Here is a 13,600-nt window from a genome sequence, read left to right as displayed (position 1 = left end):
TTGGCTAAGCACGTCAAATTTTAACATGCTTAGATTTGCTTATTTATCTCTGTCTCTTCCTTGCCATGACGAGCTCGATAAAAGTAGATACAAGTCATGATGACTAGAAAAATTACCCCAATTGATACTGATACTTGAGTATCAGGATTAACAAACATAAACAGCACAATTAAAGCTAGCATGATTAAGGAGAAGTAATTATAAAATGGATAAAGTGGCATTTTAAATGGGTGCTCTTCTAGTTGTTCGGGGTGTACTTGCCGGAATTTTAGTTCGGACATCAAGATCACAAACCAGGGTACCATCCCGGGTAAGACACTTGAACTATAAACGATTACGAAGAGGTTCTTGGAAGCAGAGTTCACCGCAGTTAGTACAAAGTTAACTACAAAACCTAGAAAAATCCAAAATGCAATCGTAACAATTGCAACGTTTGGTACGATTCGTTTAGATAACTTTGCAAAAAATGATGGCACCTCTTTGTCTACCGCCAATTTAAACAGCATACGGCTAGCGGAATAAATTCCCGAGTTAGCTCCTGACAAGGCGGCCGTCAAAACGACGAAGTTGATAATTCCGGCGGCACCAGTGATTCCCACTTTCGTAAAGGTTTCAACGAATGGTGAACCGACCGCTTTAAGCTGGTTCCATGGGTAAATTGATACAATCACAAAGATAGCACCAATGTAGAAAATCAAGATCCGCCATAAGACGGATTTAACCGATTTTACAATCGCGTGCCGTGGTGAAGCAGATTCACCTGCTGTAATTCCCAACAGTTCAATTCCCTGATAAGAACCAGCGATTACAGCCATTGAAAATACAAATCCTTTCAAACCGTTAGGAAAGAAACCACCATGAGCCCATAGATTAGAGATACCAACTGGATGCCAATGGTTACCTAACCCGAGTACAATGACCATCAATCCAACAATAATCATGACAATAATTGTGACAACTTTAATCATCGCAAACCAAAATTCGAGGCGTCCATATGCTTTGGCAGAAGCCAGATTAGCAAGGGTTAGGAAAATAATCATGACAACCCCTGACAACCAATCTGGCAAATTTGGCCACCAGTAATTTAAGTACTGAGTCATCGCAATAATATCTGAAATACCGACGATAATGTATTGGAAGACATTACTCCACTTGACCAGGTAGCCAGAAAGTGGACGAATGTACTTTGAACCGTAGTCTGCAAAAGATCCAGTTCCCGGGCTAATATAAATCATTTCGCCAAGTGCACGCATAACTCCATAGAGAATCAAGCCGACAAAAGCATACGCCAGCAGCACTGACGGCCCGGCCCATTTAATTGTTGAAGTGGCCCCCATGAACAGTCCAGAACCAATCGTGCCACCAATGGCAATCATTTCCATCTGGCCAGGAGTCATTGACCGCTTTAATTGCGGTTGCTTTTCTTCTTGCATGAAAATCCCTCATTTTCTGAAAAACGGGTCCAGATCACAAATATCGTGATTGAAAGACCCGTTTAGTTAATTCTTCTAAAATCTCTCAACCGAATTCAGGTTAAATTAGTTGAGTGTGGGAGAAATTGGTCTCCTCCCACAAGGCTCTTATTAGAATATCATTAGAAAAATGAGAATGCAAGTAATCTTTTAATGTTTGGAACGGTTCCTAAACAATCCAAGTAAGGCGAGCAAGGCAACCCCACAGGCTACTAATAGCTGACCGGTATGGTTACCAGTTTGTGGCAATTGTTGATTAGCTGTCATTTTTTTATCTTCAGATGGTCGATTATATTTTGCTAATTCCGTTAAAGCTGTAGCAGACGGTTGCTTTACCTCTTCGTCCTTGGCTTCATTTATTCGCTCTATTTTCATCATTTCAGTTGGTTCCTTAGCAATAGCCAGTTGAACTGACGGACGGCTTGGGTAATCCTGGTTTATCAATGCCGAATTTTGCTCATCCGCATGAGTACTTCCATTATTGAGATCTTCAGTACTCGTTACAGTTTCGACAGTATTAGTAACTAAATCATCTTCTTCAATCGTTGTTTGAGCCTCATGATCCACTAATTCAGGTCGTTGGATGACTTCACCACCTGGATGTTTTGGTGGACTAATTTGACCACTTTGCTCATCCAGATCTGGCTTTTCAAGCGTTGGTTCGGGGTCCGTTTGGCTACCGTGATCCACTAGTTCTGAATTATTATCATCAGTATTCGTGCTTTCGGTAACCTGATCAATGGGATCTGTATTCGTTCCTTCATTTACTAACGTTGTAGAAGAAGTGTCCGGTTGAGTTGGATCAGTTTGCACTTCCTTGTCGGATCCTGATGGCATGGTCTCCTCTGTATTCTTCCCTTGATCTACCTGTTGATTGACCTCCTGATTATCTACTTGTTCATTACTGTCCGAGACCCCAGGGACATTTTTATCAGGAGTATCAGGTTTTGCCCCATCTGCAGTATTATTTTTTTCGGCATTAGGTTGCCCAGCTGTTTCTGAGTCCACATCATCATCTTTTTTGTCTGCTTGCGTGGCTGGCTTAATCATCACAGTAAATTGACCGCGATTTTCACCCGTAATTTTATATGCTTGATCACTTGGATTAACAAATTCCATTCCTTCAGGTAATTCAAGGTTCACTTGTCGCTGAACGCCATTCGGGACGCAATAAATATGGCTGATGTAGACCTTACCACTTTCATCTTTGAGGTCAATTCGACAACAAGCGGTAAAGGGGTTGATTTGTTCTTCATTTGGATAGTAATCAAGATGGAAAACATTCAATGGGGCAGCTGGATTTTCCATCATTGAACTTCGAATTAAACCACCAGTATTGATGTAACCATCAATGGTTGGTGGAGTAAACCGGACATCCGGAACTAAAGCTGAAGCACTATCTTTTACCCAATTTACCATCGTTTGTTTTTGTTGCAACACTGTTCCATTGACTAATTTGGCAATCACTAATCGAGTGGTTTGGTGTGTTGTTAATTCCGTTGCCGCATTGGTATGTGCTATTAACGTACCAACATTAACATCCGCCTTAACCGAATACGGTGTCGTGATTACTAAGACGCCACCAATGGCACAGATATACAGCACTTGACGTTGCCACTTTGAAATTTTCATTGAAAAATCCTCCTTTATTGTCCTCAATATTTAAGGACGAAAAAAACGCCAATATTTAGCATTTTTCTTAAAAAGAATTAAAATTAATAAGAGGAACCCATAATTGGAGATGACAGTGTGCCAAAACATAATGAACAGCACGTCCGTGGTGACATTGGCGACTATTTGAAGGTTTTTGCCTGTACTGCAGTCATTGGCCAACCAATCATCAGTTTGATTATTCAAGGACAACCCGCTCACCTACAAACCAATCTCGGTAGTGTCTACGATTTGATCAAATACACTGCCCCCGCATTTATCTTTGGAATCCTGTATTCAACGATTCGCCAAAGTAGTCAAGGGGGACGGTTTGTTCCCAAAAAGTATTACCGTGGAATGGTTATTTCTTTGATTGTGCCAACAGTGATCTGGACCTTAATTTATTTATTATTAATGCCAAACTTGCAACAAGGACATCCCTATCAAAACTGGCACCAATTTATTTGGCAATTTATCAATGGGAACGCCGCACCCCACTTGTGGTACAACACCATGATGCTCCAGTTTGCGCTTTTGATCCCTTTCTTCTGGATCCTTCATTGTTGGCTGGGCACTACTCGATGGAAAGGCTGGCTAACGTTGATTGGCACTGCTATCTTCTACTGCGGTTGGCTGATCTTTTATGATTACTATGTCTTTCATGGACCGCGAGAGCACGCATGGTACCTTCTCGACCGTGTGTTTGTAAGTTTCATCATTTACGGAGTTTATGGTGTCTTGGCCTGGAATTATCGTCGTCGGTTTAACCACTGGTTACTTCGCTATTGGCCATTGATCTTGATTGGCCTGGCTATGGCTTTTGTCAAAACTAATCATGAATTACGCGCGTTTGGGTGGCCAATTGACTTAGCTAATGCAACATACTATAAGCCTTCGATGACCTTTTATAGTTTAATGGTTATCTGCTTGGTGGCGGTTTTCTCTTTAAATAATCAGTACCATCACTATCGTAAAATTCAACAACTGTTTCATTATTTAGCCACCTTAGCTTATCCGGCGTACCTCGGCAATGTGTTTTGGGAGCAGCTCTTGTGGCGTGGGTTTGCTTTGCAAAACATGGCTATGTCTCACCCATACCTAATTTTATCGTTTCTTTGGGTAGGTACCTGGCTCCTTTCATTTGCTTGTGCCGCCGGCGTCCAAATTTTTCAGCAACATTTTATAAGGAGATGATAATGATGAATCGTACTTTCATGCTTGGTTACTTACAAGGAGTCATTGAGGCGGCCCCAGCGGCTCTTTCGGTTGCCAAGACGGATGCGTTTGCTGCTGCCATGGTTATTCAACACCTTCGCCATGCTGGGCTTGATGCCATGAGCATTCATGACTTTTTAATTGATGATGCTCACTTTAGCCCCCGTCTAGCAGCACGGTATATTAATTTCACTGCCGACCAACTTGAAACGGTACAGGCACAGATTTTACAGCAAGCTCAATGAAAAGAAGCAGACCGAGATTCTCGATCTGCTTCTTTTCATTAGACTAAAGATTAAATTTGATGCACAACTTTTTCAATATCATCAACGATCAATTCAGGTGTTAAGTGGTACCATTCGGCAAGCACATCATATGGAATATTATCGGAAAACTCACGTGGGGCTCCAAAGTTAAGAACCTTCATTTCGCTAGCGCTGTAGTAACGGTCAATTGTTTCACCAAACCCTCCGGACAGGTTGCCATCTTCAAGAGTAACGACAATGTCATGATCTTCCTGGAGGTGGTGTAAATCGTCGGGGTCGATATTAGTCACTGATTTGGGATTAATCAATGTCGCATCAATATTCAACTTCTTTTGGAGTTCCTCGCGCACTTCTTCACCCAGTTTCCAGAAATCGCCAACAGCAAAGATCGCAACTTCACTGCCCTGGTGGGCAATTTCATAATCGATGTTACTGTAATCATTCTGCGTTGCTGGCCGGTGCAAGAGCGTCCGTTCCGGTTGGCGAATAACTACTGGGGTGTCAGTTTGCTTAATGGCCCAGCGCAACATTGAGATCATTTCCTCAACACTGGTGGGTGTTAAGTATTCGATATTTGGTAAGGAACTGATGTAAGAAATATCAAAAGTTCCCTGGTGGGTAGCAGACTCACTCGAAATCGTGCCGCCACGCACAATCATGACAATTGGCACGTCATTTAAGGCTACATCATGAATCAACTGGTCATAAGCCCGTTGTAAAAAGGTACTACTTTCAAAAACTACTGGACGGGTACCCTCTTGAGCCATAGCAACAGCCGAAGAAACGGACATTTGTTCAGCAATACCAACATCAAAATACCGATCTGGATGGGCTTTTTCAAAGCGCTTTAGGTCAAACATTCCTGGGATGGCTGCATTGATGGCCGCAATATCAACACCCGCATCAATTTCTTTAAGAAGTTCGTCAATCACAGCACTACTGTAAGATTCTTGGGGAGCTGGCGTCGTGCTGTGACCGGTTTTGCCATCGAAGGGGCCCCGCCAGTGGTAGGCCATTTCATTATCAATGGCTAGTTGATAGCCGGCACCCTTTAAGGTATGCACGTGAAGGACAATTGGATGGTCAATATCCTTTACCTCTTGGAAGACCTTAATCATGTCCGCAAGATTATTCCCATCTTCGACGTAGCGGTAGTCGAGACCCATGAACTTGAAGATATTATTGGCAGAGTCCCCATGGGTATCACGCAGTTCTTTAAGTCCCTGATATAATCCTCCTTGGTTGTGGTCGATGGACATGTTATTATCGTTAACCACGATAATTAAATTAGAATGTAATTTAGCGGCATTGTTGAGCCCTTCAAAGGCTAATCCACCACTCAAGGAACCATCACCAATCACCGCGACAATGTTTTCATGTTTCTTTTGTAAGTCGCGGGATTCAGCCATTCCCACTGCCAAGGCGATCGAAGTCGAAGTGTGGCCAATCTGGAAAAAGTCATGATCACTCTCTTCTGGAGAGGTGAACCCGGAAACATCCTCGTAATGGTCAGGGTCTAAGAAACCTTGTTTTCGTCCCGTTAACATTTTGTGTGGGTATGATTGGTGAGAAACATCCCAAATCACCTTGTCATGTGGTGAATCAAAAACAAAGTGGTACGCTAAAGCTGTTTCAACAATTCCTAAGTTGGGGCCCACATGACCACCGATTTTTTCGTCCCGTTCCAGGATCAATTGACGCATTTCGTCTGCTAATTCGTGAAGTTGGTCCAGCGACATGTCCTTGATGTCTGCTGGTTCGTTCACTTCATTTAATAGATAATCTGGATGAAGATTCATGTGACTTTTTCTCCTTACCATCTGTAACTACAAAACTAATTCTTAACCATTTTACACCAAGTCAGACAGATGGGAAACCGTTGCCATCACTAATTGACAGTTATTTTAACATTGTTGTTTAAGATTGACGATTCGAACAAAGCTCAGTAGCATAATAGACAAGATTGAATAGAAAGGATAGAGAAAAGATGGCTAACAATTCAGCAATTGAAAAATTATCACCACTCAAGCAGCTAACGTCTGAACAGGAAGCGTTGGTCGAAGAAATTTTAGACTTTACGAACAAACACATTGCTGAACGATCAACGCCGGCTATTTTCACCATTTTTGGCGATGCAGGGACGGGAAAAAGCGTGGTTTTGTCCCAGCTCTTTAATCGACTCCAGATTGCCGCGCGCACTGATGAGCAAAGCAGTTTGTATGGGACCCGCAATAAGTTTACCGTGAACCATCCTGAAATTTTGAAAGTTTACCGAGAAATTGCGGGTCATCAGCCGCATCTTTTAAAAAAGGACTTCATGCGACCAACTTCATTAATTAACCAATTATCAAAAGCGGCTAGCAAATTAGATGTCACGGTTGTAGATGAAGCGCACCTACTTTTGTCTAAACCTGATCACTATAATAATTTTTACCACGACAATCAGCTTGTCGAATTAATCAAGCGTTCTAAAGTCGTCATTCTCGTTTTTGACCAATACCAGGTTCTGCGCATGAAAAGTTTGTGGACGCCTGAGCGACTACGGCAAATTACGAATCAATACCCGCACGCGGAATACCATTTAAAACACCAATTCCGTATGACAGCGAGTGATGAACTTATCCAGTGGATGAATAATCTTACCGCCGGGCAGATCACCCCCTTGCCCGCTAATAGCCGACAACACTATGACTTTCGTGTCTATGATGATGCTGAAAAAATGCGGCAAGCGATCGTCAAGCGCAACCGTGAAGTTGGACTGTCACGAATTCTGTCAACATCTGGCTATCCCTCCACGCTCGATGGTGGAAAGCATTATATCAAGGAAGGTCGCTTCAAAATGCCTTGGGATCAATACAACTTTACCTCCATTCCCTGGGCCGAAATTCCAGAAACCATTAACGAGGTTGGATCGATTTATACTTGTCAAGGCTTTGATTTAAATTATGCTGGGATCATCATTGGGCCAATTTTTAGTCAAGCTCCTGATAGTTACCACATGCAAGTTAATCTAGACAAATTCACAGACGTGGAAGCTTTTAAAAAGCGGGCCGACCTTACTGATCCCGCAGAAATTAAACAGCTTGAGGAATTAATGTTATACAATGCCTTGAATGTGATTATGAAACGTGGAGTCCGCGGCACTTACCTTTACGCCCACGATCCAAGCTTGCGTCAAACCTTAGTGGAGTTGTATCATCATATATTAAGAGACTAACAAAGGAACGAACGTTAATGAAGCAAACAAATCCAGAATCCCACAGGACTTACTTCAATAAAGCATTATTAATTACCATTGCCGTAATCTTGATCATTTGTGCTGCTGCGGTCATTTATCATGATTTCAAACCAGAATTAAACCTGATTTTGCATTATAACCATGCCAATGAAGCCAAACTCATGCACCTCATTCGTGCTCACTCTTACCGTGATATGGGAATGTTAATTATTATCATTGCCATGATGAACGCCATTCCCGGTTTATCCAATTCCGTGATCTGTATTTTTTCTGGGGTCTGCTACGGACCAATCCTAGGTTTAATTATTAATTGGCTTGGCAATGTCATTGGTAATTGTTTAGTTGCTGGTTTAATCACCCACATCCACTTTTCAGACAAGTTTAAACACAATAAATCCATGCAACGCTTAACGGATTCGAAACACCCATTAATTGGCTTAACGATTGGGTATATGATTCCAATCGTCCCTAGTGCACTGGTTAACTACGCGGTTGTCCAAATGGGAGCCAGCCGGCAACGTTTCTTGGCAATGGTCACAATTGGGATGTTTCCAACCTCTTTTCTCTACGCCTTTGGTGGAGACGCCATCATGAAGGGCAATATCAAACGAATTATTTCAGCAGTGATTATTATCGTTGTCCTAATAGTAATTTATAAAGTGTTTGATAAATTACGTGCCCGTCACCTTGCCAATAAAGCTACTGAATAACTTAAAAATCCCATTCTTAAGTTTGACACTCGAGAATGGGATTTGATTTTACCTGATATTTTGATTATTTGGCACTTTAACCGTAAGCCTCAGCTAATGGAATGGTTGGCTCTTGCAAGTATTTGACATACTCCCTTGCTCGCTCAGCCAGTTCATCATCACTCATATTAGAAGCATTATAACTAATAAATGGTGTTAAGAACTTAGTCTTAATTAGTACACTAGTAGCCTGATAAGGACGCAACAACTCTGGCATCGTATAATGAACCCGACCATCCTTTTGGTAGGCGTCCTGGTCGGCACCAGGAGAAACTGCTAAAAGCCATTCGTGGTCCAAAAGGGCTTTCCCACCAGAATAGGCCCAATTCCCAGTAAAGACGTCGTCCTCGTATTGCTTTACTAAAGCGGGGCTAGAATACCAATATACAGGAAACTGGAAAACAATCCGGTCAGATTTTTCCAAAATGGCCCGTTCTTTTGGAACGTCAATCTTGAAGTCTGGGTACAAAGCATACATGTCGCGGACTTCAAAACCGGCCTTTTCAGCAGCAACTGCTAAGGCTTTATTAACTCGTGATTGGTCCATATGTGGGTGAAATAATAAAATAGTCGTTTTCATTGTCTTTAGTCACTCCTTGCTTACATTTCGTTAGTATAATTGTGACCCCAAAATTCAAAAAATGCAACTCCAAACCCGGCCAAACGTTTGTTCTTTTTGACGTATTTCGGTATAATATTATTACTGTTTAACGAAAGGAGCACGGTTATGAGTGAGCGAACTTATTTGGCAATTGATCTCAAGTCTTTTTTTGCCTCGGCTGAGTGTGTGGCGCAAAATCTGAATCCTTTAAATACCAACCTCGTTGTGGCAGATGCATCACGGACTGACAAAACAATTTGCTTAGCGGTCTCGCCCGCCCTGAAGCAATTTGGCGTGCCAGGTCGGCCGCGCCTGTTTGAGGTTTTCCAACGCGTTCGGCAAATTAATCAGGAACGCTACCGTAAACACCCTACTAAAATGCGGCGTTCCAATGCCCGTGCGTCAATCTACAGAGATCAATTGCTTCGTTCGCCAAATTTGCAAGTGCACTTTAAAATTGCTAAGCCGCGAATGGAATACTACATGCGTGTGTCAGCACAAATTTATGAAATCTATCTTCGTTACCTCCCACCTTCGAAAATCGACGTTTACTCAATTGACGAAGTCTTTATGGACGTTACAGATTATCTAAATGAGTATCATGTTTCTGCCCATAACCTTGCTAAGACAATCATTCAGCAGATCCAAGCAGAAACTGGCATTACCGCCACTGCCGGAATTGGGACTAACCTTTATCTAGCTAAAGTGGCCATGGACATTGTTGCTAAACGGATTCCTGGCGATCAAGATGGCGTGCGAATTGCCGAAATGAATGAAATGCAATACCGTCGTTATCTTTGGGCCCACACACCGTTGACTGATTTTTGGCGACTTGGGAAGGGATACGCAGCGCGCTTGAAAAAACTTGGTTTGAACACCATGGGTGATATTGCCCGCTGTTCACTTGGCAAGCTCTCCGATTCACTCAATGAAGAAGTGCTGTACCGTGAGTTTGGTAAGAATGCAGAGTTATTGATTGACCATTCCTGGGGTTACGAATCAACCACAATTGAGGATATCAAATCATACAGTACTGATGAGCATGGTATCTATTCTGGTCAGGTGCTAATGCGGCCATATAAGCCACAAGAAGCATTAACTGTTGTCAGTGGAATGGCCGATGACCTGGCACTGACCCTTGTTAAGCGTGGCATGGTAACGGATTCCATTGGCATTGTGATTCAGTATGATAGTCAAAGTTTGAACAACAATCACAATTATCAAGGACCAGTGAGTGAAGATTTTTATGGGCGTAAAATACCAAAACCTGATCATGCTAATCATCAGTTACGCGCCCTTACCGATTCTGCACAGGAATTACGGGAAGTTTATGAAACAATTTTTAACCAAGTAGTGAATCAATATCTGTTAATCCGTAAATTGACCTTAACGGCTCATCATTTGGTTCCAGCCAAGCTTGGCGAACAACGATCTCGCTATGAACAAACAGATCTCTTTTCCAATGTCGATCAAGCTGTGCATGCTGATAAAGTTGCTAAGGCCAAGCGCCAGCAAAATCACCAAATTCAAAAGTTAATTCTTCACCTCCAAAAGACAACTGGTGATAAAAATATCATCATGCATGGCTCGGATCTTCTCCCCGAGTCAACGACTAAAGAACGCAATAATCAAATTGGAGGCCACCATATCTAATGGACGAAAAAGTAATTATCGAAAAGCATTTATTTTCGGATACATCCAAGTATAACGACATTATTGAGCAACCCCACCACGTCTCGAACGCCCATTTACCAATGAGTCAACACGACCGCGCCGCTCAATTCGCCCCCTTCTCAGCATTAACTGGTTACCATCAGTTGATTGATCAAACTGCCAAAAACTACCAAAAGAAAGAATATTTGTCTGCAGCTCAAGCAGCTCAATTAAATCGGCAACTTCACCACTTACACCGCCACAACACGGTTGAAATTAACTACTTCAACGCTGAATCAGGATTCTATGAAACGATTCAAGCTGCAAATCTAATGACTGTGGACTGGCAAAAGCACCGTGCGACCTTTACTGATCAACACGATCATCACAAACAATATTCGATTCCATTGGCAAATATTAGAACAATTTGTCAACGTTAGTCGCAAACGAAAAAGCCTGGTCATAAAAGACCAGGCTTTTTGTGAAGCAAATTTTTAATTAATCTTTGTTAATTGAGTTTGTGTTCTTAACATTGTGCTTCTTAGCTTCGTAGTTGTAGAAGAGTAAAGCGACAATGCCAAAGAAGACTGGACCAAAGATCGTCCAGAAGGCAGTTTGGTAATCACCAGTCAGGATTGGATCAAGACAAGTGAAGATAATCCCAAAGGCAACAACACAGAACACAAAGACGGAAACTGCAGTTGCAGCTGCTTGAGTCTTGAAGAAGACGAATGGACGCTTAATGCCTTGACGCTTCTTAAAGAATGGGAAGGCACCAACGATGAACAAGTAAGGTGCTGACGAAGCAACGTTAGCCATGTTCGTAAGGATTTGGTAGAATTTTTGTGCACCGGCACCACCAAATGAGATTGCAAAGATCAAAACTGCAATGATGCAGAATTGAACCCACATTGCGAAGGAAGGCATACCATGCTTGTTCAACTTAGTCATCTTTTCAGGCCATAACCGTTTGTCTGAACCTAAAACAAGGGCCTTCAATGGTGAGTAAACCATAACAAAGAAGGAACCAACGTAGGCACAGAACATTCCTAAACCAGCAAACCGTGTTAAGAAATTCCCAATAATCAGCGAAGTGCTATGAGAAAGCCCCAGCGCATCACCCATTACTACCCCAGCATTATTCATCATAACGTAGGTAATATTACCAAGGGTAACATCCTTACCACTCAAAACTTGTTGCCAGTTTGTGCAGACACCCCAGAAGAAGATCATAAATGAGTACAAAATAGTAATCACGATCATGGAAATAACCATCCCTTTAGGGAAAGTCTTAGCAGGATCCTTCATTGAGTCGGTTAAAGTCCCCATGGATTCAATCCCACCATACGCAAAGATGGCATAAACGATGAATGAAAGTAAGGCAATTGGTGATTGGAAGTTAGGGTTTGGTGAGATAAAGAAACTCTTTACACCGTGGATTGGTTGCAAAACCATTCCCTTTTGTGCAATCCAGATCACAATTGCAATGACAAAGAAGAGTGCTGACATGATGGAAACCATTGTTCCACCAAAAGAACCAATCTTCTGGATTTTATCAACACCATGGGTCGCGGTAAACGTACATACAACCATCCATAAAATCGCTAAAATTCCGACAAACTGCGTAGCACTCAAACCGAAGAATGCCCACGTAGTCGTCTTATCCGATCCAAAAATCAGCGATGACATTGGAATCCAGATCTTGGATGAGGTTGACACCATCCAGATCAGCCAGTTGGCTAACCAAATGAAGGTCCCAACAAAGGCAAACCGTTCACTAACAGAAAATTCCAACCAGGAGAAAATTCCCCCTTCGGCATTTGGCATTGCTGAACCATATTCGGCAATCATTAATGCTGCAGGCAGGAAGAAAAAGATCGCTGCCACAACGTACCAGAAAATGGAAGCATAGCCCATTTGATAAAAGGCAACTGGGGAGTTGGCGAACCCGAACACGGTCGTAAAGACCATCAGGACCAAACTGGCCAGGCCAATTTGTTTTTTATTTGACATTAATTTTCGCTCCTCTGAATAAAATGTCTTATAAATGCTTCAGATCATATTATACGACTGAAATCGCGAAGTGTCGTCATATATTCGTAAAAAATCAAATCAACAATCATATTTTGTCTCATTTTCTTATAATTTTCCGTTGGAAACGATTTCTGGTTTAATATTATTAATATATCCTGTTAATTCTTTCGATTACACAAGATTAGTCCAGAAAACTTGTGAGCTTTCCTTCACACACTCTCATATCTGCCGTAAAATAATGAGCGGACTCTAATTAAGCGAGGTAATAAATTATGAAAATGCGGCGAATTGATCATATTGTTTTAACTGTAAGTGATATAGAGGCTTCCCGGCGTTTTTATCATGAAGTCTTTGACATGCCTATTATTGACGACCAAACCACGGACGATGTTGTAACACTCCGGTGTGGGCATCAGTTGATCCGGCTGCAAACAACCGACCGCCCAGCTGACCAATTACAGGCCAACCACCCAACCGTTGGTGCTGCCGATCTTTGCTTAGTTTCCGGAGACGATCCAGAGGAAGCGTTACACCATTTTAAATCCTACTATGTTGATGTCGTGGCTGGTCCCGTAACCAAACATGGTTCGGAGGGTGAAATGACTTCGCTTTACTTGCATGACCCCGACAAAAACCTGATCGAAGTCAGTTTTTACAAAAATAAGTAATTAATTGTTGAATTGTACACTTGTGACAGTATAATTTAATTGAAGATTGTAAAT

12 protein-coding genes are annotated in these 13,600 nt (G+C 42.1%); 7 read left to right on the top strand and 5 right to left on the bottom strand.

Going from position 1 to position 13,600, the window contains the following annotated elements:
* Window positions 1-29: 29 nt before the first annotated feature.
* Window positions 30-1,433 (bottom strand): amino acid permease, encoded by a 1,404-nt coding sequence (locus NFR43_RS03850; RefSeq protein ID WP_251546624.1) that lies wholly within the window; start codon window positions 1,431-1,433, stop codon window positions 30-32.
* A gap of 189 nt (window positions 1,434-1,622) precedes the next feature.
* Window positions 1,623-3,104, bottom strand: coding sequence for an LPXTG cell wall anchor domain-containing protein (locus tag NFR43_RS03845; protein ID WP_251546622.1), 1,482 nt, complete (start codon window positions 3,102-3,104; stop codon window positions 1,623-1,625).
* Window positions 3,105-3,221: 117 nt separating this feature from the next.
* Between NFR43_RS03845 and NFR43_RS03840 the strand changes: the two genes are divergently transcribed.
* Entirely contained in the window at window positions 3,222-4,316 is a 1,095-nt protein-coding gene (locus tag NFR43_RS03840) for an acyltransferase (protein ID WP_251546620.1), read from the top strand.
* Window positions 4,317-4,318: 2 nt separating this feature from the next.
* On the top strand, window positions 4,319-4,582 hold the full coding sequence (locus tag NFR43_RS03835) for a hypothetical protein (protein ID WP_251546618.1): 264 nt from the start codon (window positions 4,319-4,321) through the stop codon (window positions 4,580-4,582).
* 50 nt (window positions 4,583-4,632) lie between these two features.
* On the opposite strand, the gene NFR43_RS03830 is transcribed toward NFR43_RS03835, so the two are convergent.
* A complete protein-coding gene (locus NFR43_RS03830; RefSeq protein WP_251546616.1) occupies window positions 4,633-6,402 on the bottom strand; it encodes a 1-deoxy-D-xylulose-5-phosphate synthase in 1,770 nt (589 codons plus the stop codon).
* Window positions 6,403-6,590: 188 nt separating this feature from the next.
* Here NFR43_RS03830 and NFR43_RS03825 point away from each other — a divergent pair, with 188 nt between their 5' ends.
* Together NFR43_RS03825 and NFR43_RS03820 are read left to right on the top strand one after the other, a co-directional pair.
* A complete protein-coding gene (locus NFR43_RS03825; RefSeq protein WP_251546615.1) occupies window positions 6,591-7,820 on the top strand; it encodes a DUF2075 domain-containing protein in 1,230 nt (409 codons plus the stop codon).
* Between the two features lie 17 nt (window positions 7,821-7,837).
* Window positions 7,838-8,551, top strand: coding sequence for a TVP38/TMEM64 family protein (locus tag NFR43_RS03820; protein ID WP_251546614.1), 714 nt, complete (start codon window positions 7,838-7,840; stop codon window positions 8,549-8,551).
* Window positions 8,552-8,627: 76 nt separating this feature from the next.
* On the opposite strand, the gene NFR43_RS03815 is transcribed toward NFR43_RS03820, so the two are convergent.
* The gene (locus NFR43_RS03815) at window positions 8,628-9,170 is read right to left on the bottom strand and encodes an NAD(P)H-dependent oxidoreductase (protein ID WP_251546613.1); all 543 of its coding nucleotides are present in this window, start codon (window positions 9,168-9,170) and stop codon (window positions 8,628-8,630) included.
* Between the two features lie 147 nt (window positions 9,171-9,317).
* Here NFR43_RS03815 and NFR43_RS03810 point away from each other — a divergent pair, with 147 nt between their 5' ends.
* Together NFR43_RS03810 and NFR43_RS03805 are read left to right on the top strand one after the other, a co-directional pair.
* The gene (locus NFR43_RS03810; protein ID WP_251546612.1) at window positions 9,318-10,844 is read left to right on the top strand and encodes a Y-family DNA polymerase; all 1,527 of its coding nucleotides are present in this window, start codon (window positions 9,318-9,320) and stop codon (window positions 10,842-10,844) included.
* The gene (locus tag NFR43_RS03805) at window positions 10,844-11,284 is read left to right on the top strand and encodes a hypothetical protein (RefSeq protein WP_251546611.1); all 441 of its coding nucleotides are present in this window, start codon (window positions 10,844-10,846) and stop codon (window positions 11,282-11,284) included. The genes NFR43_RS03810 and NFR43_RS03805 overlap by 1 nt, the downstream gene beginning before the upstream one ends.
* A gap of 58 nt (window positions 11,285-11,342) precedes the next feature.
* On the opposite strand, the gene yjeM is transcribed toward NFR43_RS03805, so the two are convergent.
* The gene (yjeM, locus tag NFR43_RS03800; RefSeq protein ID WP_251546610.1) at window positions 11,343-12,857 is read right to left on the bottom strand and encodes a glutamate/gamma-aminobutyrate family transporter YjeM; all 1,515 of its coding nucleotides are present in this window, start codon (window positions 12,855-12,857) and stop codon (window positions 11,343-11,345) included.
* Window positions 12,858-13,150: 293 nt separating this feature from the next.
* Between yjeM and NFR43_RS03795 the strand changes: the two genes are divergently transcribed.
* A complete protein-coding gene (locus tag NFR43_RS03795) occupies window positions 13,151-13,546 on the top strand; it encodes a VOC family protein (protein WP_251546608.1) in 396 nt (131 codons plus the stop codon).
* Window positions 13,547-13,600: the final 54 nt, after the last annotated feature.

This window comes from Limosilactobacillus caecicola, assembly GCF_943192935.1.
Taxonomy (GTDB): Bacteria; Bacillota; Bacilli; order Lactobacillales; family Lactobacillaceae; genus Limosilactobacillus; species Limosilactobacillus caecicola.
This window is presented reverse-complemented; position numbering and strand designations above follow the sequence as displayed.

Excerpts from the sequence above, each read along its gene's own strand:
- NFR43_RS03835 (WP_251546618.1), top strand. The coding sequence starts at position 4,319 with ATGATGAATCGTACTTTCATGCTTGGTTACTTACAAGGAGTCATTGAG.
- NFR43_RS03805 (WP_251546611.1), top strand. The coding sequence starts at position 10,844 with ATGGACGAAAAAGTAATTATCGAAAAGCATTTATTTTCGGATACATCC.
- NFR43_RS03795 (WP_251546608.1), top strand. The coding sequence starts at position 13,151 with ATGAAAATGCGGCGAATTGATCATATTGTTTTAACTGTAAGTGATATA.
- NFR43_RS03830 (WP_251546616.1), bottom strand. The coding sequence starts at position 6,402 with ATGAATCTTCATCCAGATTATCTATTAAATGAAGTGAACGAACCAGCA.
- NFR43_RS03825 (WP_251546615.1), top strand. The coding sequence starts at position 6,591 with ATGGCTAACAATTCAGCAATTGAAAAATTATCACCACTCAAGCAGCTA.
- NFR43_RS03820 (WP_251546614.1), top strand. The coding sequence starts at position 7,838 with ATGAAGCAAACAAATCCAGAATCCCACAGGACTTACTTCAATAAAGCA.
- NFR43_RS03810 (WP_251546612.1), top strand. The coding sequence starts at position 9,318 with ATGAGTGAGCGAACTTATTTGGCAATTGATCTCAAGTCTTTTTTTGCC.
- NFR43_RS03815 (WP_251546613.1), bottom strand. The coding sequence starts at position 9,170 with ATGAAAACGACTATTTTATTATTTCACCCACATATGGACCAATCACGA.
- yjeM (WP_251546610.1), bottom strand. The coding sequence starts at position 12,857 with ATGTCAAATAAAAAACAAATTGGCCTGGCCAGTTTGGTCCTGATGGTC.
- NFR43_RS03845 (WP_251546622.1), bottom strand. The coding sequence starts at position 3,104 with ATGAAAATTTCAAAGTGGCAACGTCAAGTGCTGTATATCTGTGCCATT.
- NFR43_RS03850 (WP_251546624.1), bottom strand. The coding sequence starts at position 1,433 with ATGCAAGAAGAAAAGCAACCGCAATTAAAGCGGTCAATGACTCCTGGC.